The organism is Nocardioides sp. YIM 152315, from assembly GCF_029210375.1.
Lineage (GTDB): Bacteria > Actinomycetota > Actinomycetes > Propionibacteriales > Nocardioidaceae > Nocardioides.
The window spans coordinates 33,286-56,202 of record NZ_JARGER010000026.1 but is presented as its reverse complement, the minus strand read 5'-3'; the positions used below and the strand labels follow the sequence as shown (position 1 = coordinate 56,202).

At 72.9% G+C, this 22,917-nt stretch carries 21 protein-coding genes and 1 tRNA gene; 9 read left to right on the top strand and 13 right to left on the bottom strand.

Going from position 1 to position 22,917, the window contains the following annotated elements:
* Positions 1-211: 211 nt before the first annotated feature.
* From PZ894_RS08395 to PZ894_RS08380, 4 genes are read right to left on the bottom strand one after another with little or no spacing between them, the layout of a single operon-like run.
* Positions 212-832, bottom strand: a complete 621-nt coding sequence (locus tag PZ894_RS08395) for an HAD-IA family hydrolase (protein ID WP_275744049.1) — start codon at positions 830-832, stop codon at positions 212-214.
* A gap of 7 nt (positions 833-839) precedes the next feature.
* Positions 840-1,628, bottom strand: coding sequence for a 3'(2'),5'-bisphosphate nucleotidase CysQ (locus PZ894_RS08390; RefSeq protein WP_275744048.1), 789 nt, complete (start codon positions 1,626-1,628; stop codon positions 840-842).
* A 22-nt stretch (positions 1,629-1,650) separates the two neighbouring features.
* Positions 1,651-2,247 carry an aminoacyl-tRNA hydrolase gene (gene pth, locus PZ894_RS08385; protein ID WP_275744047.1) on the bottom strand — a complete coding sequence of 199 codons (597 nt, stop codon included), beginning with the start codon at positions 2,245-2,247 and terminating at the stop codon, positions 1,651-1,653.
* A 53-nt stretch (positions 2,248-2,300) separates the two neighbouring features.
* Positions 2,301-2,984, bottom strand: coding sequence for a 50S ribosomal protein L25/general stress protein Ctc (locus PZ894_RS08380; RefSeq protein ID WP_275744046.1), 684 nt, complete (start codon positions 2,982-2,984; stop codon positions 2,301-2,303).
* 268 nt (positions 2,985-3,252) lie between these two features.
* On the opposite strand from PZ894_RS08380, the gene pepN reads away from it, so the two are divergent.
* The 3 genes from pepN (at position 3,253) to PZ894_RS08365 (ending at position 7,446) form a co-directional block, all read left to right on the top strand.
* A complete protein-coding gene (gene pepN / locus PZ894_RS08375; protein WP_275744045.1) occupies positions 3,253-5,679 on the top strand; it encodes an aminopeptidase N in 2,427 nt (808 codons plus the stop codon).
* A 99-nt stretch (positions 5,680-5,778) separates the two neighbouring features.
* Complete coding sequence (locus tag PZ894_RS08370; protein ID WP_275744044.1) at positions 5,779-6,435, top strand: acyltransferase; 657 nt, start codon at positions 5,779-5,781, stop codon at positions 6,433-6,435.
* A 252-nt stretch (positions 6,436-6,687) separates the two neighbouring features.
* On the top strand, positions 6,688-7,446 hold the full coding sequence (locus PZ894_RS08365) for a response regulator transcription factor (RefSeq protein ID WP_275744043.1): 759 nt from the start codon (positions 6,688-6,690) through the stop codon (positions 7,444-7,446).
* A gap of 16 nt (positions 7,447-7,462) precedes the next feature.
* On the opposite strand, the gene PZ894_RS08360 is transcribed toward PZ894_RS08365, so the two are convergent.
* Positions 7,463-8,110 carry a LuxR C-terminal-related transcriptional regulator gene (locus PZ894_RS08360; RefSeq protein ID WP_275744042.1) on the bottom strand — a complete coding sequence of 216 codons (648 nt, stop codon included), beginning with the start codon at positions 8,108-8,110 and terminating at the stop codon, positions 7,463-7,465.
* A 415-nt stretch (positions 8,111-8,525) separates the two neighbouring features.
* On the opposite strand from PZ894_RS08360, the gene PZ894_RS08355 reads away from it, so the two are divergent.
* The 4 genes from PZ894_RS08355 (at position 8,526) to PZ894_RS08340 (ending at position 13,228) form a co-directional block, all read left to right on the top strand.
* A complete protein-coding gene (locus tag PZ894_RS08355; protein WP_275744041.1) occupies positions 8,526-9,956 on the top strand; it encodes a sensor histidine kinase in 1,431 nt (476 codons plus the stop codon).
* On the top strand, positions 9,953-10,639 hold the full coding sequence (locus PZ894_RS08350; RefSeq protein WP_275744040.1) for a response regulator transcription factor: 687 nt from the start codon (positions 9,953-9,955) through the stop codon (positions 10,637-10,639). The genes PZ894_RS08355 and PZ894_RS08350 overlap by 4 nt, the downstream gene beginning before the upstream one ends.
* Positions 10,640-10,780: 141 nt before the next feature.
* Positions 10,781-12,217: a sugar transferase gene (locus PZ894_RS08345; protein ID WP_275744039.1), complete on the top strand. Its 1,437-nt coding sequence runs from the start codon at positions 10,781-10,783 to the stop codon at positions 12,215-12,217.
* Between the two features lie 309 nt (positions 12,218-12,526).
* Positions 12,527-13,228, top strand: a complete 702-nt coding sequence (locus tag PZ894_RS08340) for a LuxR C-terminal-related transcriptional regulator (RefSeq protein ID WP_275744038.1) — start codon at positions 12,527-12,529, stop codon at positions 13,226-13,228.
* A 163-nt stretch (positions 13,229-13,391) separates the two neighbouring features.
* Here the strand turns inward: PZ894_RS08340 and PZ894_RS08335 are convergent, their stop codons facing one another.
* The 3 genes from PZ894_RS08335 to PZ894_RS08325 form a co-directional block, all read right to left on the bottom strand.
* Entirely contained in the window at positions 13,392-14,363 is a 972-nt protein-coding gene (locus PZ894_RS08335; protein ID WP_345799143.1) for a ribose-phosphate diphosphokinase, read from the bottom strand.
* A 44-nt stretch (positions 14,364-14,407) separates the two neighbouring features.
* On the bottom strand, positions 14,408-15,862 hold the full coding sequence (glmU, locus tag PZ894_RS08330) for a bifunctional UDP-N-acetylglucosamine diphosphorylase/glucosamine-1-phosphate N-acetyltransferase GlmU (protein ID WP_275744036.1): 1,455 nt from the start codon (positions 15,860-15,862) through the stop codon (positions 14,408-14,410).
* A 1-nt stretch (position 15,863) separates the two neighbouring features.
* Positions 15,864-15,942 (bottom strand) — tRNA-Gln (locus PZ894_RS08325).
* Between the two features lie 320 nt (positions 15,943-16,262).
* On the opposite strand from PZ894_RS08325, the gene PZ894_RS08320 reads away from it, so the two are divergent.
* Positions 16,263-17,348, top strand: a complete 1,086-nt coding sequence (locus tag PZ894_RS08320) for an ATP-dependent DNA ligase (RefSeq protein WP_275744035.1) — start codon at positions 16,263-16,265, stop codon at positions 17,346-17,348.
* Positions 17,349-17,359: 11 nt separating this feature from the next.
* On the top strand, positions 17,360-17,917 hold the full coding sequence (locus PZ894_RS08315; RefSeq protein WP_275744034.1) for a hypothetical protein: 558 nt from the start codon (positions 17,360-17,362) through the stop codon (positions 17,915-17,917).
* 90 nt (positions 17,918-18,007) lie between these two features.
* On the opposite strand, the gene tsaE is transcribed toward PZ894_RS08315, so the two are convergent.
* From tsaE to PZ894_RS08290, 5 genes are all read right to left on the bottom strand, one after another.
* Positions 18,008-18,922 carry a tRNA (adenosine(37)-N6)-threonylcarbamoyltransferase complex ATPase subunit type 1 TsaE gene (tsaE, locus tag PZ894_RS08310; protein ID WP_275744033.1) on the bottom strand — a complete coding sequence of 305 codons (915 nt, stop codon included), beginning with the start codon at positions 18,920-18,922 and terminating at the stop codon, positions 18,008-18,010.
* Positions 18,919-19,956, bottom strand: a complete 1,038-nt coding sequence (locus PZ894_RS08305) for an alpha/beta hydrolase (protein WP_275744032.1) — start codon at positions 19,954-19,956, stop codon at positions 18,919-18,921. The genes tsaE and PZ894_RS08305 overlap by 4 nt, the downstream gene beginning before the upstream one ends.
* A gap of 2 nt (positions 19,957-19,958) precedes the next feature.
* Positions 19,959-21,092, bottom strand: coding sequence for an alanine racemase (gene alr / locus PZ894_RS08300; RefSeq protein WP_275744031.1), 1,134 nt, complete (start codon positions 21,090-21,092; stop codon positions 19,959-19,961).
* Positions 21,093-21,109: 17 nt separating this feature from the next.
* Entirely contained in the window at positions 21,110-22,489 is a 1,380-nt protein-coding gene (locus PZ894_RS08295) for an NAD(P)H-hydrate dehydratase (protein ID WP_275744030.1), read from the bottom strand.
* A gap of 75 nt (positions 22,490-22,564) precedes the next feature.
* Positions 22,565-22,915, bottom strand: coding sequence for a holo-ACP synthase (locus PZ894_RS08290; RefSeq protein WP_275744029.1), 351 nt, complete (start codon positions 22,913-22,915; stop codon positions 22,565-22,567).
* Between the last annotated feature and the right edge of the window lie 2 nt (positions 22,916-22,917).

Here is a 22,917-nt window from a genome sequence, read left to right as displayed (position 1 = left end):
GTCTCGAAACCACCCGAGCCTCACGGTGGTTGAGGAAGGCGCCCTGGCGCCTGTCTCGAAACCCCCGCAGTCGGCAGGTCACGGTGGTTGAGGAAGGCGCGCTGGCGCCTGCCCTTCGAGACGGTTACCAGCGCAACCTCCTCAGGAACCATCTCGAAACCACCGCAGTCGTGCAGGTCTCGGTGGTTTCGAGACGGGACTTCGTCCCTCCTCAACCACCGTCTGGCTCGACCTCGACGCCGTGCCGCGCGAGGACACTCAGCAGGCTCGGCAGGCCGTCGTCGAGCCGCCAGTGCTCGGCGGCCAGGCCGGCCGACCGGGCGCCCTCCACGTTGGGGAGGCTGTCGTCGACGAAGAGCACCTGGCCCGGGTCGGCGCCGATCATCGCCACGGCTCGCTCGAAGTAGGCCACCTCGGGCTTGGCCAGGCCGAGCTCGCAGGAGTAGCAGCTGACGTCGAAGAGCTCGTCGTACCCGAGCTCCGTCCGCATGTACGCCGCCCGCTGGCGGTGCTGGTTGGTGGCGAGGTGCACGCCGTAGCCGGCGCCGCGGAGCCCGCGCACCAGCTCGACCACCTCGTCCGAGACCTCGATGCGGTTCCAGAGCGCGGCGTACAGCTCGTCGGCGTCGCCGTCGATGCCGTGCCGCTGGAAGGCGCGCCTCAGCTCGGGCACGAAGTCGCCCTGCCCGCGCAGCGCGGGCAGCTCGGCGACGAGGAGCTCCTCGAGGATCTCCGGCGACCGGTCGCCGAGGAGCCGCCGCGCCGGCTCCTCCCAGCCACCGGGGATCCTCTGGACCACGCCGTCGGCGTCGAGCAGCAGGTGTCGGATCATCGGCGGGTCACCCGGCGGAGGTGACGCCGTGCTCCTTGACGAAGGCGACGATCCGGTCCGCGAGCTCGGGACGACACACGATGAGGTCGGGCAGGTAGACGTCGTCCTGGTTGTACTCCAGGGGTGAGCCGTCGATGCGCGAGGTGAAGAGGCCGGCGGCCCGGGCGACCGCCACCGGCGCGGCGGAGTCCCACTCGTACTGGCCACCGGCGTGCACGTAGGCGTCGGTGACGTCGCGTGCCACCGAGATCACCTTGACCCCGGCCGAGCCCATCGGGACGAGCTCGGCGCCGAGCTCCTCGGCCAGCGCGTGCACGAACTCCGGCGGCCGGCTGCGGGAGACCGCGATCCGGGGCCGGGCCGCGCTGCTGGGCGGCACGACCGGCGGTTGACCGGTGTTGAAGGTCTCGCCGAGCGCCGGGTGCGCCACGGCGCCGGCGACCAGGTCGCCGTCCTGCCAGAGCGCGACGTGCACGGCCCAGTCGTCGCGCGGGACCTCGGAGAACTCGCGGGTGCCGTCGAGCGGGTCGACGATCCAGACGCGGCTGCTGCGCAGCCGGGCCTTGTCGTCCTTGCCCTCCTCCGACAGCACGGCGTCGCCGGGACGGTGCTCGGCGAGCAGGCTCATCAGGAGCTCGTGCGCGGCGCGGTCGCCGGCGTCCTTGAGCTCGCGACCCTCGAGGCCCTCGCCGCGCACCTCGAGCAGACGGGCGCCGGCGGTCGTGGCCAGCCAGGTCGCGAGGACGTGGTCGTCGGTGGCGGCTGCGGCGGGCGGGGTACGGGGTTCGAACGTCACGGGGTCACCTTAGGAGAGGGGATCAGGAGTTGAACTGCTGCTGGGTCCGCTCGAGGCCCTCGGTCACGAGCGACTCGACGGCGTCGGCCGCCTTGTCGATGCCGAAGGGCAGCACCTTCCGCTCGACCGAGGAGTAGTTGGAGAGCACGAAGTCGGAGACGTCCTGGCGGCCCGGGGGCCGGCCGATCCCGACCCGGACCCGGTGGAAGTCGCCGGTCCCGAGCGAGGAACGCATCGACCGCAGGCCGTTGTGCCCGTTGTCGCCGCCGCCGAGCTTGACCCGCATCGTGTCGAACGGGATGTCGAGCTCGTCGTGGATCGCGACGACCCGCTCCGGGGGGACCTTGTAGAAGCCGGCGAGCTGCTTGACGGGACCGCCCGACTCGTTCATGTAGCAGCGCGCCTTCATCAGCACGACGCGCGGACCCGGCGTACCGGGCGTGCCGAGGCGACCCTCGACGACGTCGGCGCGGCCCGACTTGTGGGCGCGGAACGACGCGCCCATGCGCCGGGCGAGCTCGTCGACGACGAGGTAGCCCACGTTGTGCCGATGGCCGGCATAGGTCGGGCCGGGATTCCCCAGCCCGACCACCAGCCACACGGGCGTGGAGTCGGCCATGGAATCCCGGCCCTTTCTGGGTCTCGACAGGCTCGACGACCGCGAGCGGAGGATCACTCCTCCGAGGCGGCCTCACCCTCGGCCTCGGCGGGGGACTCGCCCTCGGCGGTCTCGCCCTCCGCGACGCCCTCGTGCTCCTCGCGCTCGATGCCGGCCTCGGCCTCGGCCTCCTCCAGCTCGGCCTCGAGGGCCTCGGCGGAGATCTGCTCGGTGACGTTGACGATCAGCGTCTCCGGGTCGAGGAGCAGGGTGCTGCCGGACGGGAGCTTGAGGTCCGAGGCGTGGATCTGGGTGCCCGCGGTCGCCCCGTCGATGTCGATCTCGACGTACTCGGGGATGTGCGTCGCCTCGGCCTCGAGCTGGATGGTGGCGGTCTCGGTGACGACGACCGTCTCGCGGGCGGCGTCGCCGTTGAGGTGCACGGGGACCTCGACGGTGACCTTCTCGCCCTTCTTCACCGCGACGAAGTCGACGTGCTCGAGGTGGCGCTTGATCGGGTCGATCTGGACCTGCTTGGTCAGCGCGAGCTGGGTCTTGCCGTCGATGTCGAGCTCGAGCAGCGCGTTCGCGCCACCGTGCTTGAGCGCCATCATGGTCTCGTGGCCCGGCAGGGTCACGTGGACGGGGTCGTTGCCGTGGCCGTAGATGACGGCGGGGACCTTGTCGTCGCGGCGGATGCGACGGGCGGCACCCTTGCCGAACTCGGTGCGGGCCTCGGCCTTGATCTTCTCGCTCATCGCGACTGTCACTCCTCGTGCGTGCTGGCTGTGGTCGTGCTTGCGTCTCAGGGGCCTCGGCTCGACACGCTGCAGATCGAGCACCCTGCAGATCGAGCGGGCAGACCCGGGAGGTCCAGCCAGCCCTGTCGATCACGGAGCACGTGACGCGCTCCCTCGCCGAGGCAACCTCGCAAGCCTAGCGGCGCCGCCGCGATCAGGCGAAATCCAGCTCCTCGGCTGCCCGGAGCGCGAGGTCCGACACCTCGGCGTCGTAGTGTCCGAAGCTGTGCCCTCCCTCACCCTCGCCGAGGCCCGCGCCAGGGCCGCCGCCCTCTCCGACGTCGAGTACGCCGTCGCGCTCGACCTGAGCGACGCCGGAGGTGCGACGTTCGGGTCCCGGACGGTCGTGCGCTTCCGCTCCACCCTCCCGTCGACGTTCCTCGAGCTGACGGCGGCCGAGGAGCTGTCGGTCACCGTCAACGGCGCGACCACGGACGCGTCGTACGACGGCCACCGGATCCGCCTCGAGCACCTGCGCACCGACCCCGACGGTGAGGCGAACGTCGTGGTCGTCGACGGCCGGCTCCCGTACGTCACCGACGGCGACGGCATGCACCGGTTCGTCGACCCGGCCGACGGCGAGACCTACGTGGGCGCCTACCTGGGCATGGACATCGCACAGAAGGTCTTCGCGTGCTTCGACCAGAACGACCTCAAGGCGCCGATCGCCACGAGCGTCGTGTCCGACCCGCGCTGGACCGTGCTCGCCAACGGACGCACGCTCGCCGCGGAGCACGGCCGGTGGACCTTCACCACGACCCCGCCGATCCCGCCGGCGCTGTTCGTGGTGGCCGCCGGCCCCTGGGCGTCCGAGCGCTTTGAGCACGCGGGCCTGCCCTTCGCCTGGCACGCGCGCGCGTCGCTCGCCGAGGAGCTCGCGCGGGACGCCGACGAGCTCCGCACGATCACCGAGGACTGCTTCGACCACTACGCGGAGATCTTCGACGAGCCGTACGCGTTCGACTCCTACGACCAGGTGTTCGTGCCCGGGCTCAACTGGGGCGCCCAGGAGATGCCCGGGTGCGTGACCTACCGCGACGAGCTGCTCCCCCGTGGCCAGGTGCCCGCCGACGTCCGGGTCCTGCGGGCGTCGATCATCGCCCACGAGATGTCGCACATGTGGTTCGGCGACCTGATGACGATGACCTGGTGGGAGGACACCTGGCTGCAGGAGTCCTTCGCCGACTACATGGGCTACCGGGTGGCGGCCGACGCCGCCGGCTGGTCCGGGGCGCAGGTCGCGCACGAGGTCACGCAGAAGCCGACGGCGTACGTCGCCGACGAGCGACGCTCGACGCACCCGGTCGCCCCGAGACCCGAGGAGGTGCCCGACGTCGACAGCGCGGCGACGATCTTCGACGCGATCTCCTACGCGAAGGGCAACTCCGTGCTCCGGCAGCTCGCCACCTGGCTGGGCGACGAGCCCTTCCTGCGCGGGGTCAACCTCCACCTGACGCGGCACCGGTTCGCCAACGCCACGCTGCCCGACTTCGTCGACGCGCTCGCGGAGGCGACCGACCGCGACGTCCGCGCGTGGGTGGAGGTGTGGCTGCGACACAGTGGGTTCGACACCGTGCGCGTCGAGCGCGACGGCGACGTCCCGGTGCTCCACCGCGACGGCATCCGGCCGCACCGCGTGCGCGTCACGGCGTACGACGACGCGCTGGTCGAGACCGACAGCCTGCTCGTCGACGTGGCCGACGACCCGGTGCCGCTGCCCGCCCTCGCCGGTCGGGTCGTCGTGCCCAACGCGCACGGTGAGACCTTCGCCCGGATCGTGCTCGACGACCGGTCGCGGCGGGCGATCGACGACGGCCTCTGCCGGATCGAGGACGACCTGGTGCGGGCGGTGCTGTGGGCCTCGCTGGTCGACCGGGTCGAGACCGGCGAACTCTCGGGGAGCACGTTCGTCGACGTCGTCGAGCGCCACCTGCCGGGCGAGGGGAACCCCACCGTCGTCACCGCAGTGCTCGCCCACGTCCTCCGGCGGGTGGTCGTCCTCCGGGTCCCGGCGGCGAGGGCGGGCGACGCCCTCGAGCGGCTCGCGGCGGCGTGCCGCACCGGACTCCTGCACTCCACGTCGCCCGAGCTCGCCCTGGCGTTCGCGCAGGGGGTGGCAGCGGGGTCGCACGACGCCGAGGGGCTCGCCGGCTGGCTCGAGACCGGCCGGGTCGGCGAGCTGGCGCTCCCACCGACCCTGCGCTGGCAGGTCGTCCGCCGGCTGGCGGCCCTGGGCGCCCTCGACGCGGACCGGATCGAGGCCGAGCGGACCCGCGACCCGGGCACCGACGCCGAGGTCGGCGCCGCCACGGCGCTGGCCGCTCGTCCCACCACGGACGCGAAGGAGGCGGCCTGGCGCGACGCCGCGGACCCGGCGGTCGGCAACCGCGCCTTCAGCGCGCACCTCACCGGGCTCTGGTCCCCCGAGCAGGCGGAGCTCCTCGCGCCGTACGTCGAGCGCTACCTGCGCGAGGCGCCCCGCTGGGCGACTCGCGGTCAGGCCTTCGCCCAGGTCGTCGGCCGGGCGCGTCCCGCGCTGACGCTCACCGGTGCCCAGGTGGCGCTGCTCGACGAGGCGCTCGCCGGCGACCTGCCGACGGTGCTGCGACGACAGTGGCAGGACTGGCGCGACGACGTCGGCCCTCGTCGGTGACCCTCGGCGGAGCCGATCGGCCGCCGACCCGGTCCCGACTATTGGGGAGCGGCCCGGAACTAGCGCCCGAGCACACCGACCGTGCCTTCTGATGTCGGCATGACGATCTCTCCAGAGACCACGGTCCAGGGCACCGCCGATGTCGATCCCGACGCCATCATCGGCGAGGGAACCGTCATCTGGCACCTCGCCCGGGTGCGGGAAGAGGTCGTCGTGGGCAGGGAGTGCATCATCGGCCGGGGCGCCTACCTCGGCCCGGGCGTGGTGATCGGCGATCGGTGCAAGATCCAGGACGACGCGCTGGTCTACGAGCCGGCCTTCGTCGAGAGCAACTCCTTCATCGGGCCCGCTGCCGTGCTCACCAACGACTCCTACCCGCGCGCGGTCACGACCGACGGGGTGCTCAAGACCGCCGACGACTGGCAGCCCGTGGGGGTCCACGTCGGCGAGGGCGCCTCGATCGGCGCACGGGCCGTCTGCATCGCGCCCGTGAGCATCGGCCGGTGGGCCATGGTCGCCGCGGGCGCCGTCGTGACCCGGGACGTGGCGGACTTCGCGCTGGTCGCCGGCGTGCCCGCTCGACAGGTGCGCTGGGTCGGACACGCCGGCGTACCCCTCGAGAGCGTCGGCCGCAGCACGTTCCGCTGCCCCGTCACCGACCGCCGCTACGTCGAGTGGAAGGGACGGCTGGAGGAGCAGGTCACCGACGGACGGTCGCCGAGTTTTGGTGATGACCGCCACCCGGCGCGGCGCTGATACTGCGAGGCAGGGTGACCTGACCCCCCACAGGTCACCCGATCTGGTTCGCCAGCCGGTCAGCCATCGAGACACCTGCGCGGCTCCCGCCAACCCCGAGAAGTCTGCGGGCGTCCGGGCAGCCGACGCCGCCACCCCATGGGCGGCATCGAGATGGTGCGGCCGGCTGGCGGGCCGCCGCGTCCCGAAGATGGGGTATCCCGGTCGGCATCGCGACCCACCGGCCACCGGCTCTCGGCGAGCCTTGCCGTCGTGACCACGCACGAGACCACCGCCACCGTCCGCGAGTCCGTCACCGCGCCCGCTCCGAGCGGGGTGGTGCCGCCCAGCGGTCGCGGCCTGCGCCGGCAGCGGGTCCTGCTGATCGACGACCACCCGCTCTTCGCAGAGTCGCTCGAGCTCGCGCTCTCCCGCGCCGGATACGAGGTACGCCGAGCCGAGGTGCCGGCCAGCCCCGGCCGCTCGGCCAACCTGCTGGCGCAGGTCTCGCGCAGCCGGCCCGGCATCGTCCTGCTGGACCTCGACCTCGGCCAGTTCGGCGACGGGGCGCGCCTGGTGCCCTCCCTCGTCCAGAGCGGATGCGCGGTGGTCGTCGTGACGGCCGACCAGGACCGGGCGCGCTGGGGACAGTGCCTGGCCCAGGGTGCGCGCAAGACGATCAGCAAGACCGCTCAGCTCAACGAGATCCTCGCCGTGCTGCGCCGCATCGACTCCGGCCTGCCCGTGCTCGCACCGGGCGAGCGCGACGACCTGCTCCGGGTGTGGCAGGAGCGCCGCGCGCAGCACCAGCACGTCCGCGCTCGGCTCGAGCAGCTGACCGTCCGCGAGTCGCAGGTGCTCGGCAACCTCACCCACGGCCGGACGGTGCGCGAGATCGCGGCTACGTCGTACGTCTCCGAGGCGACGGTCCGCACCCAGGTGAAGTCGATCCTCGCCAAGCTCGGCGTCTCGTCCCAGCTCGCGGCCGTCGGCCTGGCCCACCAGGTCGGCTGGCAGTCGCCGGTCGACTGACCCCGGCGCGCCGCGGTCAGAGCGCCCTGTCGATGGCGTGCAGCATCGCGACGGCGCCGAGCTGAGACCGGGCGCCGAGCTTGCGCAGCACGGCGCGGACCTGGGTGCGGACCGTCGTCTCGGACAGCCCGAGGCGCTGTGCGATCGTCTGCACCCGCACGCCCCGGTAGAGCATCACCAGGACCTCGAGCTCGCGCGGAGCCAGGCTGTCGAGCCGGCCCTGCAGGTTCCCGTGCCGCTCCTGCAGCTCGCGCCAGGCGGCGACGTACTCCTCCATCTGCTCGCTCTCGCTCTCGGGCTCCGGGTCCCCGGCGGCGATGCGGCGGACGAGCGACTCCACCTCCGAGAGGGACAGGTTGCTCGGTCGGACCGCGGCGGCGCCGGACCTGCCCAGGCCGCCCCAGACCGGGCCCGGGGACGTGCCGGTGAGCACGAGCCACGGTCCCGACCACGACCGGAGCAGGCCCCTCGCCTCCGTCATCCGCAGGGACATGTCGACGTCGTACAGGAGGACGCCCACGTCCGCGACGATCATGCCGAGCTGGCGTTGCACGGGTGTGGCGCGGCCTCCGCGCGGCCAGGCGAGCACGGTGATCCGGAACCCCCGGCTCGCCAGCGCAGCAGCCACGGCCTCCGCGATCAGGTGCTGGTCGGAGGCGAGCACGACTCCGACGGTGGGGCTTCGCTCCTCGCCGGGAGACGATCCGACCGCCGCACTCTGGGGGGGAGGAGGGGGCGCGGGCATTGCCGTCCATCGTGGCGCCGCGCGTCGAGTGCGCGCAGCAAGGGACCGGCAATGTCCCCTGCATTCGGCATGCGCCTCCACTTCGAGGAGTGGAAAGTGGCCCGGGAGGACTTCCTCCCCGGCATACTCGGGCACGAGGGATGGTCGAGTGTTGCCGGTTCCTATCCCCAATCTGGGGGATACGTCATCAACTCGGTCGAAATCAGGGGCGTTCAGTAGCGATATTGACGCCAACAGGGCATTGCACGCGGGATTCCGTCGTGAGGGCTGTCGACCGGGGGCTGGCCGAGGTCCGAGGCGGTGTCTCGGTGCAGCGCCGGAGGGGGAGGGCACGGTGACGTACGACGGAGCCGTTCGCTCGACCGTCGCTGCCGGTGCGGCGGCACTCCTGGTGGTGGCGGCGCTGACGGCCGGTGAGGCGGGCGGCGGGGCCGACGCCATCGGCGACGCGGCCACCCGGTGCATGCTCGTTTCCGGGGTGGCCATCCTGTGCGCCGCGGTCTTCTTCTACATCCAGTGGCACCTCACCCAGGACCGGTTGATGGCCTGGCTGGTGACGGCGACCGCGGCCTTCGCGCTGCAGGAGCTCAACTGGTTCATGCTGATCCTCGGCGACACCACGAACCCCGCGGCGCAGTCGACCTGGGCCGCGCTCTTCCAGATCGTCGTCACCGCCGGACTCTGGACCCTGGTCGTGTGCGGTGACCGCCTCCCCGTGCGCTACGACCCGTTGTGCGTCGGCATGCTGATCGGACTGGTGCTGGTCCTGCTCCGGATCGCCAGGCTCGAGCTCGCCCTGCCGGTCCCCTCGGCCGTGGTCTACGCGGCCGTCGTCGCCTGCCTGGGAGTCGTCGGGCTGTGGAACGCCGCGCGCCTCCTGCGCGCCCCCATCCTGACCGCCGACCTCCGGCACCGGATCGCCGTCGCCACGGTGCTCCTCGCGATCGGCCAGGTCACGGCGATGTCGGCCGGCTCGACGGAGTGGGTGCTGTTCGCCGGCGCCGTGGCGAACACGATCGCCGCCGCGCTGTTCCTGCTGACCGCGGCGGGCCGCGCGAGGGCCACCATCGTCGACGAGGTGTCCGCGCTCCGCGTGCTGCGCCGCCGCCTGGCGACCGTCGAGCACGACCGGCACACCGACCAGGCGCGCCTGCACGAGATCCGCAGCACCCTCGCCGGGATCACGACCGCCACCGAGCTCCTGCACCGCGCCGAGATCAGCCGGCCGCGGCGCGACCAGCTCCAGCACATGACGGCCGCGGAGCTGCGCCGGCTCGACCGGCTCCTCGGCAACCGCTCGACGGCCGCCCCCGGACCGACCGAGCTCGACGCCACCTTGAGGCCCGTGGTCGTGCGGCACGAGTCCGACGGGCTGCCGATCGCGTGGGAGCCCGGCGGACAGGTCGTGATCGCCCGTCCCGATGACGTCGCGGAGATCGTCAACGTCCTGCTCTCGAACGCCCGGCGACACGCCGCCGGCGGCATCGTCCGCCTGGAGGCGCGCACGGTCGGCGACGACGTCGAGGTCTCCGTCAGCGACGACGGTCCGGGGGTCGATCCCCAGCTGCGCCCACGGCTCTTCACGTGGGGTGCGCGCGGCGTCCGATCACCCGGCGAGGGGATCGGGCTGGCCAGCGCTCGCCTGCTCGCCGAAGGGCTCGGCGGTCACCTCCGGTTCGACCCGGCCCCCGGGCGCGACGGGGCGCGGTTCGTGCTGTCGCTCGCCGCGGCCGCTCACCCTGCATGCCTGGACGTCCGGTCATGAGCGAGCCGACTCCACGCAGCAAGCTCAAGGTCCTCATCGTCGAGGACCACACGCTGTTCGCCGAGTCCCTCGAGCTCGCGCTCAACCTCGAGGGGTACGACGTGCAGCGGATCCCGATCCCCGAGGAGGGCGGCGCCCAGGCCGTGCTGTCGGCCGTCGTGCGACTGCGTCCACGCATCGTGCTGCTCGACCTCGACCTCGGCGGCGTCGGCGACGGTGTCCGCCTGATCACACCGATGGTGAAGGCCGGCGCCAACGTGGTGGTCGTCACCGCCTCCAACGACCGTGCCCGCTGGGGCGAGAGCCTCCGACACGGCGCCCGCCGGGTGCTCAGCAAGTCCCAGCCGCTGAACGAGATCCTCTCGACCGTGAGGCGCATCAACCAGGGCTTCCCGGTCATCGACCGGGCCGAGCGCGAGGCGCTCATCAGCCACTGGCACGAGCAGGGGCTCGAGCGCGTCGCCCTCCAGCGGCGACTCGCCCTGCTGACGCCGCGCGAAGAGGCCGTGCTCGGCGAGCTGATGCAGGGCCGCACGGTCCGCGACATCGCAGCGAGCAGCTTCGTGTCCGAGGCGACCGTGCGCACCCAGGTCAAGGCGATCCTCTCGAAGCTGGAGGTCTCCTCCCAGCTCGCGGCGGTCGGACTGGCGAACACGGCGGGCTGGCAGCCACCTCAGCGCTGACGCCGACCTCGCAGGTTGCCTCATTTCGGGCATGCCAGCGACGCCTCCGATTTCCTAGGTTTCTGCCACGAGACCTGCACCACCACCACCACTCGGGAGGAGTGCTGGCAGGTCGGCTGCAGGCTTGGGGGGAGACCGACCGTGACTTCACTGACGTCGACGCTGCTCGACGCGCACCGGGCGACCCCGGAGGGCCGCGCCGCCTCCGGAGTCGCCCGACCCGGTGCACGCGGGCTCCGGATCCGACAGCTGCTGCCGGCCGCCGACCTGGCGGGCGCCACCGCGGTCGTACTCGTCGCGGGTGCGCTCGCCCCGGGAGAGTCGACACCCCGACTCGCCTGGGTCACCGTGCTCGCGTGGTGCCTCGCGCTCGCCGTGTCGGGCGCCTGGACCGCCTCCGACCGGGCCTCCGGCGCGCGGGCGGTGTTGCGCGCCGGCGTCGTGATGGCGCTCGCGTTCTGGGTCACCGGCGAGACGCTCGCTCCGCAGCTGGCGTCGGACGCCCAGGTCGGGGTGACCGCAGCACTCGCGCTCGTGGCCGCCGCGCCGCACCTCCTGGTCGGCGCCCGCCCGCTGCGCGTCGCGATCGCCGGCGGTCTCGACGACGTCGGCGCCCTGGTGGACGAGCTGCGTCGCGACGACGGCCGCCGGTGGGACGTCACGTCGATCTGTCTCGCCACCGACGACCCGGTGGCGCTCTCCGAGAGCCTGGATCCCGGCCTCTTCGCCGTTCCCGTGTGGCTGGGTGCCGACGCCGTCGTCGTCGCCGCGGAGGCGACCGGCGCCCAGGCCGTCATCGTGGTGCCCGGGAGCTCCCTGGACGCGGCCGCCGTACGCCGCACCAGCTGGTCGGCGCACGAGGCGGGGCTCGACGTGTACGTCGGCACCGGCCTCCTCGACGTGGTCCCCTCCCGGGTCCGGCACGTGTCGGCCGGCGTGCTGAGCCTCGCCCGGGTGCGGCCGCGCACCGGTCGCTCGGTGGCGCGCGCAGCCAAGCACCTCGCCGACCGCGCCCTGGCCGGTCTGGCGCTTCTCGCGTTCCTCCCCCTGCTGGGGGCCATCGCCCTGGCCATCCGCTGGGACTCGCCCGGGCCGGCGCTGTACAGCCAGCGCCGCACCGGACGTGGCGGCGACCCGTTCACGATGTACAAGTTCCGCACGATGCGCACCGATGCCGAGCAGCTGCTCGCCGAGCTGGCGCAGCGCAACGAGTGCGACGACGTGCTGTTCAAGATGCGCGAGGACCCTCGCATCACCCGCGTCGGCAGGATCCTTCGGCGCTACTCGCTCGACGAGCTGCCCCAGCTGATCAACGTCCTCCGCGGCGAGATGTCGCTGGTGGGGCCGCGCCCGGCGCTCCCCACCGAGGTCGCGCAGTACGAGCGCGACCCCCGGCACCGGCTGGCCGTCAAGCCGGGACTCACCGGCTTGTGGCAGGTGTCGGGCCGTTCCGACCTCAGCTGGGACGAGTCGGTCCGGCTCGACCTGCACTACGTCGACAACTGGTCCTGGGCCCTCGACCTGCGGATCCTGGGGCGCACGGTGGGCGCCGTCGTCGGGCACCGCGGCGCCTACTGACCCGTCCGCTCCTCATCTAGACCGCATGACGATCGTCTGCGGAACTGCCGCCCTGCTCTTGACAGCCGTGCTAGATAAGGACTAGTGGTCATCGACGGAAGTTCGTCGAGGGTAGCCGTCGTCCGGGTGCGTGCAGCGCAAGGCGGCGGCGCGAAGGCAGACTGGAGTCTTTCGAGCGCTGCCAACGCAGCGATGTGCGTGCCTGGGCGGCGGGGACCCCGACGAACTAGCGGAGATGGCCACTAGTTCCGGTGGGATGACCGGGCGGTGCCGGACTGGGGTCCGTCGCCGGCCGAGCAGGGAGAGGGCATGGCGGCGACGACACGGAGCCCCGCCTCCCGGCCGCGCGTCGCGGTGGCCGGGCAGTTCCGGCTGGTCGTCGAGGCGATCGGCCGCTCCCTCGCCCCCTGCGCGCGGGTGCTGCCCGTCCCCCTCGAGGCGTGCGCCTCGATGAACGGCGCCCGCGACATGGTGCTGCGGACCCGGCCCGACCTCGTCGCGATCGTGCTGGCCGCCCACGACACCATCGACGTGCACCACCTCGTCGCCGAGCTCGGCGCGCGCGGCCAGCGCGTGGTGGTCGCCGGTCAGCTGGGTCCCGACGAGGCTGCCGAGCTGCGGGGCGCCGGCGCGGTCGCCGTGCTGGAGGACGACGGGATCACCGCGCTCGTGGCGCTCATCGCGCGGTACGCCGCGGGTGAGTCGCTCCAGCCCGCCGCGGGTGCGACGCGCGCGCGTCGACCCGAACCGGCGGACGGTCGGGCGGCCGAGCGGCGCACCCGGCGCAACCTCGCCCGCCTCACGGCCGCGGAGGCTCGCATCCTGTGGCGGCTCATGCAGGGCAGCTCGGTCACGGAGATCGCGCGGGCGCACGTCGTGTCCGTCGCGACGGTGCGCTCCCAGATCCGGGCGCTGCTCGCCAAGCTCGAGGCCAGCTCGCAGCTCAGCGCGGTCGCCCTCGCCTGGCAGGTCGGCTGGACGCCGTCCGCCGCGGTCGTCGACGCGGCCTGACCTAGTGCCGCGACTGGTAACCCTTGCCCTGCGAGCGTCGTCCAGCGCGTGCTCTCGCAAGGCGCCGGAGCGAAGTCATACCGAACCGTCTTCCGAGCGACGGCAACGCAGCGAGAGTGCGTGATGGGCGGCGCGCAGCGGGCGAAGGTTGCCGGTCGCGGTACTAGGCGTGCCCGTCGAACATCGAGGTGACCGAGCCGTCCTCGAAGACCTCGCGGATCGCGCGTGCGACGAGCGGCGCGATCGACAGGCAGGTGAGCTTGTCGAACTCACGCTCCGGAGGGATCGGCAGGGTGTTGGTGACGATGACCTCGACGGCGGGACAGTTCTTCAGCCGGTCGACCGCCGGGTCGGAGAGGATCGCGTGGGTCGCGGCGATGATGACGCCCGCGGCGCCGTCGTTCATGAGGGCCTCGGCGGCCTTCACGATCGTGCCACCGGTGTCGATCATGTCGTCGGTGAGGATGCACATCTTGCCGGCGACCTCGCCGACGACCCGGTTGGCGACGGTCTCGTTGGGCCGGTCGGTGCGCCGGGTCTTGTGGATGAAGGCCAGCGGCACTCCGCCGAGCTTGGCCGACCAGCGCTCGGCGACCTTGATCCGCCCGGCGTCCGGGGAGACGACGCACAGCTGCTCGCGGCCGTACTTCTCCTTCACGTAGTCGGTGAGGATCGGCAGCGCCATCAGGTGGTCGACCGGGCCGTCGAAGTAGCCCTGGATCTGGTCGGCGTGCAGGTCGACGGCGATCAGGCGGTCGGCGCCTGCGGTCTTGAAGAGGTCGGCCATCAGCCGCGCCGAGATCGGCTCGCGCCCGCGGTGCTTCTTGTCCTGGCGGGCGTAGCCGTAGAACGGCAGCACGACGGTGATCCGCTTGGCGCTCGCCCGCTTGAGGGCGTCGACCATGATCAGGTGCTCCATGATCCACTCGTTGATCGGAGCCGTGTGGCTCTGGATCACGAAGGCGTCGCAGCCGCGCACCGACTCCTCGTAGCGCACGTAGATCTCGGAGTTGGCGAACTCGTAGGCCGAGGTCGGCACCAGCTCGGTGCCGAGCAGGGTCGCGACCGCCTCGGAGAGCTCGGGGTGGGCCCGGCCGCTGAAGACCATCAGGTTCTTCTCGGTGGTCTTCTTCATTCCGGTCACGGTGTGCTGCTCCTCGGTCGCCGGAGGGGGTCCACTCAGGATTCTGCCACGTCTCGCTCAGCGTCCGGTCGCCCGGTCAGCGCCTCCTCCGCGGCCCGTGCCTGCGGGGTGCCGGCCCGCTTGCGCAGGGCCCATTCGTCGATGTTGCGCTGCGGGCCGCTCGAGACCGCCAGGGCGCCCGGCGGCACGTCGCGACGCACGACGGCGCCGGCGCCGGTCCCGGCGCCGTCACCGATCTCGACGGGTGCGACGAAGGTGTTGTTGGAGGCGGTCTTGGCGTGCCGTCCGATCCTCGTGCGGTGCTTCTCGACCCCGTCGTAGTTGGCGAAGATCGTGCCCGCGCCGATGTTGGTGCCCTCGCCGATGTCCGCGTCCCCGACGTACGACAGGTGCGGCACCTTGGCGCCCTCGCCGATCGTGGAGTTCTTGACCTCCACGAAGGCGCCGATCTTGCCCTTGACGCCGAGGGTGGCACCGGGGCGGAGGTAGGAGAACGGGCCGACGCTCGCCTCGGCGCCGATCACCGCGAGCTCGCCGTGCGCGCGTACGACGCGGGCGCCCGGGCCGATCTCGCAGTCCTTCAGGGTGGTGTCGGGGCCGATCACCGCGTCCTCGCCGACGACCGTGGCGCCGAGCAGCTGGGTGCCAGGCAGGATCGTCACGTCGCCCCCGAGCACCACGTCGGCGTCGATCCAGGTGGTCGCGGGGTCCATCACGGTGACGCCCGCGCGCATCCAGCCCTCGACGATGCGCCGGTTGAGCTCGGCGCCCAGCCGGGCCAGCTGGACGCGGTCGTTGACGCCCTCGGTCTGCATCACGTCGTCGACGGGGTGGGCGCCGACCGTCAGCCCGTCCTCGCGCGCGATCGCGATCGTGTCGGTGAGGTAGTACTCGCCCTTGGCGTTGTCGTTGCCGATGCGCGGGAGGGCGCTGCCGAGGAAGGCGGCGTCGAAGGCGAGGATCCCCGAGTTGATCTCGCGGACCTCGCGCTGCTCACGGGTCGCGTCCTTCTCCTCGACGATCGACTCGACGTCGCCCTCGTCGTTGCGCAGCACCCGCCCGTAGCCGAACGGGTCGGCGACGATGCCGCTGAGGATGCTGACCGCGCGCTCGGCGGCGTCGTGCTCGGCCACGAACTCGCGCAGCGATTCGCCGCTGAGGAGCGGAGTGTCGCCGTACGCCACCAGCACCGTGCCCGCGCTCGTCCCGGCCGCCTCGACGGCCATCCGCACGGCGTGTCCGGTGCCGAGCTGGTCCTCCTGCACGGCGAGCACCACGTCGGGGAACGCCTGGTGGATGTGCGCGCCGACGGCCTCGCGCTGGTGGCCGACCACGGCCACCACCTGTTGCGGCTCCAGCGCGTGTGCGGCCGCCAGGACGTGCCCGATCATGCTGCGGCCCGCGAGCGGGTGCAGCACCTTCATGGTCTTGGACTTCATGCGGGTGCCGCCACCCGCGGCCAGCACGATGACCGTCAGCTCGCTACTCACGCTCCCCGGGTAGGAGTCGAACCTACGTCGCTAGTCCTGATTCAAAGTCAGGCGGGCCCTGCCGGCAGACCAACCGGGGATTGCTAACCCTGCGGGACCGCCTGGCGGGGCTGGCAGCTCCGCCCGGCAGACCAACCGGGGATAGGTGCCCAAGGCTAGGGCCCACCTGGCGGGGCAGCACACCTGCCCGGCGGTTGCGGTTTCATCAAGGGATGAAGGTCGACCGGCGGTTCCCACGGTGAGCTCGGCCAGGGAAGCGGGGCTCCGACAACATCCCGTGATGAAACCGCGCCCCGAGCGGCCCCAGCGCGAGCACGACCAGGATCGAACCCGCGCGACGACCTGCCGCCCGCCATCTCACCGCGCCCACCGGCAGCGGACCAGCCCCTATGGTGGCCCAGTGGACCTCCCCGTCATGCCGCCCGTCCAGCCGATGCTCGCCAAGTCGGTCAAGGGCATCCCCGACCGGGAGAGGTACGACGGGCTGAGCTTCGAGCCCAAGTGGGACGGCTTCCGCTGCATCGTCTTCAAGGACGGCGACGAGGTCGAGCTGGCCAGCCGCAACACCAAGCCGCTGACCCGCTACTTCCCCGAGGTCGTCGTCGCGATGCGCGAGCAGCTGCCCGGGCGCTGCGTGCTCGACGGCGAGATCTTCGTGAGCATCGGCGAGCGCCTGGAGTTCGAGGTGCTCCAGGAGCGCATCCACCCGGCCAAGTCGCGCATCGACCTGCTGGCCGAGAAGACGCCCGCGTCGTACGTCGCCTTCGACCTGCTCGCGCTCGGCGACGAGTCGTACGTCGCGCGCCCGTTCGCCGAGCGCCGGGCGGCCCTCGAGGAGGCGCTGGGCGACCTCGACGGTCCCTGCTACCTCACGCGGACGACCACGGACACGGCCGAGGCCGAGGAGTGGTTCCACCAGTTCGAGGGCGCCGGGCTCGACGGCGTGGTCGCCAAGCCGCTGGACGCGACGTACCAGCAGAACGCCCGCACGATGCTCAAGATCAAGCACGAGCGCACCGCCGACGTGGTCGTCGCCGGCTACCGCGAGCACAAGACCAGCACGCCCGAGAAGCCGCTGCTCGGCAGCCTGCTGCTCGGCCTCTACAGCGACGGCAAGCTGCAGCACATCGGCGTCAGCGCGAGCTTCACGGCGGCGCGCCGCGCCGAGCTGATCGAGGAGCTGCGGCCGCTCGTCTGCGACCTCTCCGAGCACCCGTGGGGCGAGTGGGCCGAATGGGCGGTCGCCAACCCCGACCGGGTGCCGGGCACGCAGAGCCGCTGGAGCGCGGGCAAGGACCTCTCCTTCACGCCACTGCGGCCCGAGCGGGTGCTGGAGGTCGCCTACGACCACATGGAGGGGCACCGGTTCCGGCACACGGCGCAGTTCCGGCGCTGGCGCACCGACCGCGACCCCGAGTCGTGCGGCTACGAGCAGCTGGAGGAGCCGGTGAGCTACGACCTGGCTAGAATCCTTCGTGTCGACTGAGGAAGGCAGAGATGTCTGAGAACGCAGGTGGGGACTACGACGTGGTCCTCCTGGTCGAGCAGGCCCTGAGCGACCAGGACGCCGCGCAGGTGCACTCGCTCCACGAGGGCCTCGACGAGCCGGTGACCTACCACGTGCTGCTGCCGCTGGAGGACGCCGCCGCCCGCATCGAGTCGGCCATGGGATCGCTGACCGCCGGCGACATGCTCTCGTCGCCGACGATGCCGATGAGCGAGGTCGACCTCGACGCGGTCCGCAAGGACTGCGAGGACCGCTCGCACGCCGAGCTCGAGCAGACGCTCGCGGCGCTGCGCCGCAGCGGCGCGGTCGCGCACGGCCACGTCGTGAGCGACCCGCCGATCGACGCACTGGCGGCGAAGGTCGCCGAGGTCGACGGCCGCGAGGCGATCATCCTGACGCGGCCGCACGTGGTGGCCGAGTTCTTCCACCTCGACTGGACGTCGAAGGCGCGCCGCAAACTCGGCGTACCGATCCTGCACCTGCTCGAGCACGAGAACTTCGACGAGCAGGCCGAGGGGTACGGCGAAGAGGGCGTCACCGGCCTGTAGGTCGAGTCGGGACTTCTGGACAGTCGAGTCGGGACTTCGCGCGCGTCCGGGTGTCCGAAACCCCCGATTCGCGTGTCCGAATCTCCCGACTCAACCCAGGGCGCGGAAGGACAGCGCGTGCCAGCGCGGTCCCACGGGAGTGAGCTCGACGCGGCGCGGGTCGAGCCCGTCGTGAGGGGCGTCCCCACGCACGATCTGGACCTCGAGCCGTGACTCCGACAGGCCCTCGGCGAGCCCCTCGCCCCACTCGACGACCGTGACGGCGTCGTCGAGGGAGGTGTCGAGGTCGAGGTCGTCGAGCTCGTCGAGGCCCCCGAGCCGGTAGGCGTCGACGTGCACGAGGTCCGGGCCGCCGACCAGGGACGGGTGGACCCGGGCGATGACGAACGTCGGCGACGTCACCGCACCACGGACGCCGAGCCCCGCACCGAGTCCCTGGGTGAACGTCGTCTTGCCGGCCCCGAGCTCGCCGCTGAGCACGATCAGGTCGCCGCTGGCGAGCTGTCCGGCGAGCGACCGGCCGAGCCCGCGCATGGCCTCGGCGTCCGGCGCCTGGAAGACGTGGGTGCGCAGCGGTCGTCGCAGCTCGACGTTGGGTGGCTCGCGACGGATCTCGCGGAACCCCTGCCGCTCCCAGAACCGCACCGTCTGCGGCAGCTCCTCGCGCGCGACGACGGTGAGGTCGTCGGACCCGTCGGCCGCCTCGACCGCCGCCTCGATCAGCTCCGCCGCGACGCCGTGCCCCTGGGCGTCCGGCACGACCCCGAAGCGGCGCAGGTACGTCGTGCTGCCGACCAGGTCGAGCACCAGCGCACCGACGGGGCGCCCGTCGAGCGTGGCGAGCAGTCCTCCGGCGCCGGTGAGCCGCTTGGCGATCGTCTCCTCGGTCTCCTGCAGCGCGGCGGCGGGCGGGTCCAGCGGCGGCCGCGCCTCGAACGCGGCGTGCACCACGGCGAACACCTGCTCCGCCGACTCGGGTCCGACGCGAGTGATCTCGAGGGTCACCGCGCGTCCTCGGCTCCGGTCGCGGCGAGCAGTCGGTCGAGCTCGCCGTTCACCTCGTCGCGGCGCTCCATGATCACCATGTGTCCGGCGCCGTGGCACTCGAGCAGCGTCGAGCCGTCGATGCGCGCGTGGAGCTTGCGGCTGTGGCCGATCGAGGTGAGCCTGTCCTCGGTGCCGCAGATGACCGCGGTCGGCACCTTCGCGAGCACCTCGACCGAGTCGAACTTGTCGAGCGCGGCGAAGCCGGGGAAGAACTCCGCGACCACCTCGAACGGGGTCGCCGACAGCATCCGGTCGACGAACTCGACGTAGCTGCCCGGCACGTCGTCGCCGAAGGCGAGGCCGGCGGTCGCCACGAGCGCGACGTCCTTGCCGGCGCGGCGTACGCCGTCGACGACCTTGTGGGTCCGCGCCAGTGCCGAGATCGTGCGGCCGACCGGGCCGGCGCTGCCCCAGGCCGGCACCATCGGGAAGAGGATGCGGCTGGGCTCGAGCCCGCCAGCGGTCGTCGAGATCAGCGCGGCGCCGACGACCCGGTCACCGAAGAGCTCCGGGTGCTCCTCCGCGAGCGCCGCGATCGTCATGCCGCCCATCGAGTGGCCGGCCACGACCACCGGCCCGTCGGGCGCGACGGCGTCGATGACGGCCAGCAGGTCGCGGCCGAGCTGCTCGATGGTGGCGTTGCCGAGCGGGGAGCGTCCGGAGCGGCCATGGGACCTCTGGTCGTAGAAGACCGTGCGGACGCGGCCGCGGTAGTGCTCGCGCTGGAAGTGCCAGCAGTCCATCTCGAGTGCGTAGCCGTGCGCGAAGATCACCGTCACCTCGGAGTCGGCCTCGTCGACCTCGACGTGCAGCGGCGTGCCGTCGTCGGCGACCACCGTCATCGGCTCCGAGCGCAGCGACCCGAAGTCCGGGCAGTCGTCGGGCGTGCGGTCGACGATGCGGCGTCGCTGGCGGCGTACGCCGACGCCGGCCCCTGCCGCGGCCAGGCCGACGGCGCCGACGGTGACCGCCCCGATCACGCGTCCTCGCATGCTCACGACTCGACGTACCTCCGGGTCATCCGTCCTCCGATCCGGGTGACGATCTCGTAGGAGATGGTGTCGGCGGCCTCGGCCCAGTCCTGGGCGGTCGGCTCGCCGTGCCGCCCGTCGCCGAAGAGCACGACGTCCTCCCCGGGCGCGGGCAGGTCTCCGTCGAGGTCGACGACGAACTGGTCCATGCAGACCCGGCCGCGGATCGCGCGGCGCTTGCCGTCGACCTGCACCTGGGCGGTGTTGCTCGCGTGCCGCGGGACGCCGTCGCCGTACCCGATCGGCACCAGCCCGACGGTGGTCGGGGTGTCGGCGGTCCAGGTGTGGCCGTAGGAGACCGACGCGCCGGCGGCGAGCGGCTTGCTCTGGGCGAGGGTCGCCCGCGCGGTCATCGCCGGGCGCAGGCCGAGGTCGGGGGTGTGGCCGGGGGCGGGATCGAGGCCGTACGACGCCAGCCCGACGCGCACGAGGTCGAACCGCGACGAGGGCCGCAGGATCGCCGCCGCCGAGTTGGCGAGGTGACGCGTCTCGGGTCGCAGTCCGGCCCGCTCGGCGACGGCGAGGGCGTCGCGGAAGGCCGCCTCCTGCGCGTCGTTGGCGGGGTCGCCGGGCTCGTCGCTGGCGGCGAAGTGGGACCAGACGCCGGTGACCGTCCAGGCGCCGGCGCGCTCGCCGGCCCGCGCGGCCGCCACGACGTCGGGCCAGGTCTCCAGGGTCGCGCCGCCGCGCGAGAGGCCGGTGTCGACCTTGAGCTGGAGCCGGGCCGGGCGCCCGGCGACGGCCGTGGCGGCGCGGATCTCGTCGAGCTCGGCGAGGGTGTACGCCGTGACGTCGACGTCGGCGGCGATCGCCGCGGCGTGGTCCTCCCCCGGCACCGTGAGCCAGCAGAGCACCCGTCCGTCGTCGCCCGCTGCGCGCAGCGCCAGCGCCTCGTCGATGGTGGCCACGCCGAGCCAGTCGGCGCCCGCCTCGCGGGCCGCCCGCGCGGCCTCGACCATGCCGTGGCCGTAGCCGTCGGCCTTGACCACCGTCATCATCGCGACCCCGGTCAGCTCGCGCAGCCGGCGCACGTTGTGGCGGATCGCGCCGAGATCGACGACGATCTCGGCGCGTGCCGGGGCCGGGAGGGGGGTCATCGCCCGCCATTCTCCCATCACCCGTCCGGCAGCCCCCGGACGGCGTCCGGGATGGCCGCCGCGATGTCGCTCGCGACCAGCGGTCCGCCGTGGCCGGCGAGGGTCGCCGCGGCGCCGTGCAGCCACGAGCCGACCGAGGCCGCGTCGTACGCCGTGAGCCCTCCGGCCAGCAGGGCCCCGACGAGGCCGCCGAGCACGTCCCCGGCACCGGCGGTGGCGAGCCACGGGGTGCCGGTGGTCGTCGTGCGGACCCGTCCGTCCGGGTCGGCGACGAGCGTGTGACGGCCCTTGAGCAGCACCGTGCAGCCGTAGCGCGCCGCGGCCGTCCGGGCGTGGTGGAGCGGGCGGGCCTCGACGTCGGCGCGGTCGGCGCCGGTCATCGCGGCGAGCTCGCCCGCGTGCGGCGTCAGGACCGTCTCGGGGGGGACGCGCTCCGGCAGGTGGGCGAGCGCGTCGGCGTCGACGAGCGTCGGGACGTCGTCGGCCAGGGCCGCGCGCAGCTCGTCACCGGCATGCGCGCCGCCGCCCGAGCCGACCACCCAGGCCTGGACGCGGCCCGCGCCCACGACCTCGGGGTGGCGCAGGCGCACCCGGTCGGCGACCTCGGCCGGTCCGACGTACCGCACCATGCCGACCAGCCCGCTGCCGGCGCCGGCGACCGAGAGCAGCGCGGCGCCCGGGTAGTGGGCGCTGCCGGCGCGGACGCCGACGACCCCGCGGGTGTACTTGTGCGCGTCCGGCGCCGGTCGCGGCAGGAGCGCCGCGACGTCCTCGGGCTGGAGCGCCTCGACCGTGGGGTCGGGGAGCTCAAGCCCGAGGTCGACGAGGTGGACCACGCCGCAGTGCTGGCTGGCCGGGTCGACCAGGTGGGCGACCTTGTGGGTCCCGAACGTGACCGTCACGTGGGCGCTCACGTGCGGTCCGTCGAGCTCACCGGTGTCGACGTCGACGCCGCTCGGGGTGTCCACCGCCACCACCGGCACCCCCTCGACCAGCGCCAGCGCTCGCTGCGCCTCCGGACGCAGCCCCGGGCGCCCGCCGATGCCGACGATCCCGTCCACCACCACCTCGGGCCGCGCCGGGCTCCCGTCGATCACGCGTCCGCCGGCGGCCCGCAGCGCCGCGATCCCACCCTCGTGGGCGTGGTCGGACAGCAGCCACGCCTCGACGCCGGCACCCCGCCGGGCGAGCAGCGCCCCGGCGTACAGCGCGTCCCCTCCATTGTCGCCGGACCCGACCAGCAGCAACACCCGGCGCCCGTACGCCGAGCCGAGCAGGTCGACTACGGCGTACGCCAGCCCGGCCGCGGCCCGCTGCATCAGCGCGCCCCCGGGCAGTCGGGCCATCAGCTCCGCCTCGGCGGCCCGCACCTGCTCGACCGTGTGCGCTCGCCTCATGCGCCCACGCTAGCGGGGATAGTCCCTGACGTTTTCGGGGTCGACACGCCGCCGGAACCCCGAAACCGTCAGGGACTATCCCTCCAGCACGACCACCGCTGACGCGATCCCCGCGTCGTGGGAGAGCGAGACGTGCACGGCGGCCACGCCGAGGTCGTTGGCCCGGGCGAGCACCGTGCCGCGCATCTCGAGCAGCGGCCGCCCGGAGGACTCGGAGACGATCTCGGCGTCCTGCCAGTGCAGCCCACCGGGTGCGCCGAGCGCCTTGGCGAGCGCCTCCTTGGCCGCGAACCGGGCCGCCAGCGAGGCCAGCGGGCGGGCGCCCTCCGACGCCGTGAAGAGCCGCGCCGACAGGCCCGACGTCCGCGCCAGGGACTCCCCGAAGCGCTCGATGTCGACCACGTCGATCCCGACGCCGATGATCATGG

Coding starts and splice junctions, on each gene's coding strand:
- PZ894_RS08335 (WP_345799143.1), bottom strand. CDS start 14,363: ATGAAGAAGACCACCGAGAAGAACCTGATGGTCTTCAGCGGCCGGGCC.
- PZ894_RS08305 (WP_275744032.1), bottom strand. CDS start 19,956: ATGCGAGGACGCGTGATCGGGGCGGTCACCGTCGGCGCCGTCGGCCTG.
- PZ894_RS08290 (WP_275744029.1), bottom strand. CDS start 22,915: ATGATCATCGGCGTCGGGATCGACGTGGTCGACATCGAGCGCTTCGGG.
- PZ894_RS08370 (WP_275744044.1), top strand. CDS start 5,779: ATGACGATCTCTCCAGAGACCACGGTCCAGGGCACCGCCGATGTCGAT.
- alr (WP_275744031.1), bottom strand. CDS start 21,092: ATGACCCCCCTCCCGGCCCCGGCACGCGCCGAGATCGTCGTCGATCTC.
- PZ894_RS08350 (WP_275744040.1), top strand. CDS start 9,953: ATGAGCGAGCCGACTCCACGCAGCAAGCTCAAGGTCCTCATCGTCGAG.
- PZ894_RS08395 (WP_275744049.1), bottom strand. CDS start 832: ATGATCCGACACCTGCTGCTCGACGCCGACGGCGTGGTCCAGAGGATC.
- PZ894_RS08315 (WP_275744034.1), top strand. CDS start 17,360: ATGTCTGAGAACGCAGGTGGGGACTACGACGTGGTCCTCCTGGTCGAG.
- PZ894_RS08340 (WP_275744038.1), top strand. CDS start 12,527: ATGGCGGCGACGACACGGAGCCCCGCCTCCCGGCCGCGCGTCGCGGTG.
- PZ894_RS08295 (WP_275744030.1), bottom strand. CDS start 22,489: ATGAGGCGAGCGCACACGGTCGAGCAGGTGCGGGCCGCCGAGGCGGAG.
- pth (WP_275744047.1), bottom strand. CDS start 2,247: ATGGCCGACTCCACGCCCGTGTGGCTGGTGGTCGGGCTGGGGAATCCC.
- PZ894_RS08380 (WP_275744046.1), bottom strand. CDS start 2,984: ATGAGCGAGAAGATCAAGGCCGAGGCCCGCACCGAGTTCGGCAAGGGT.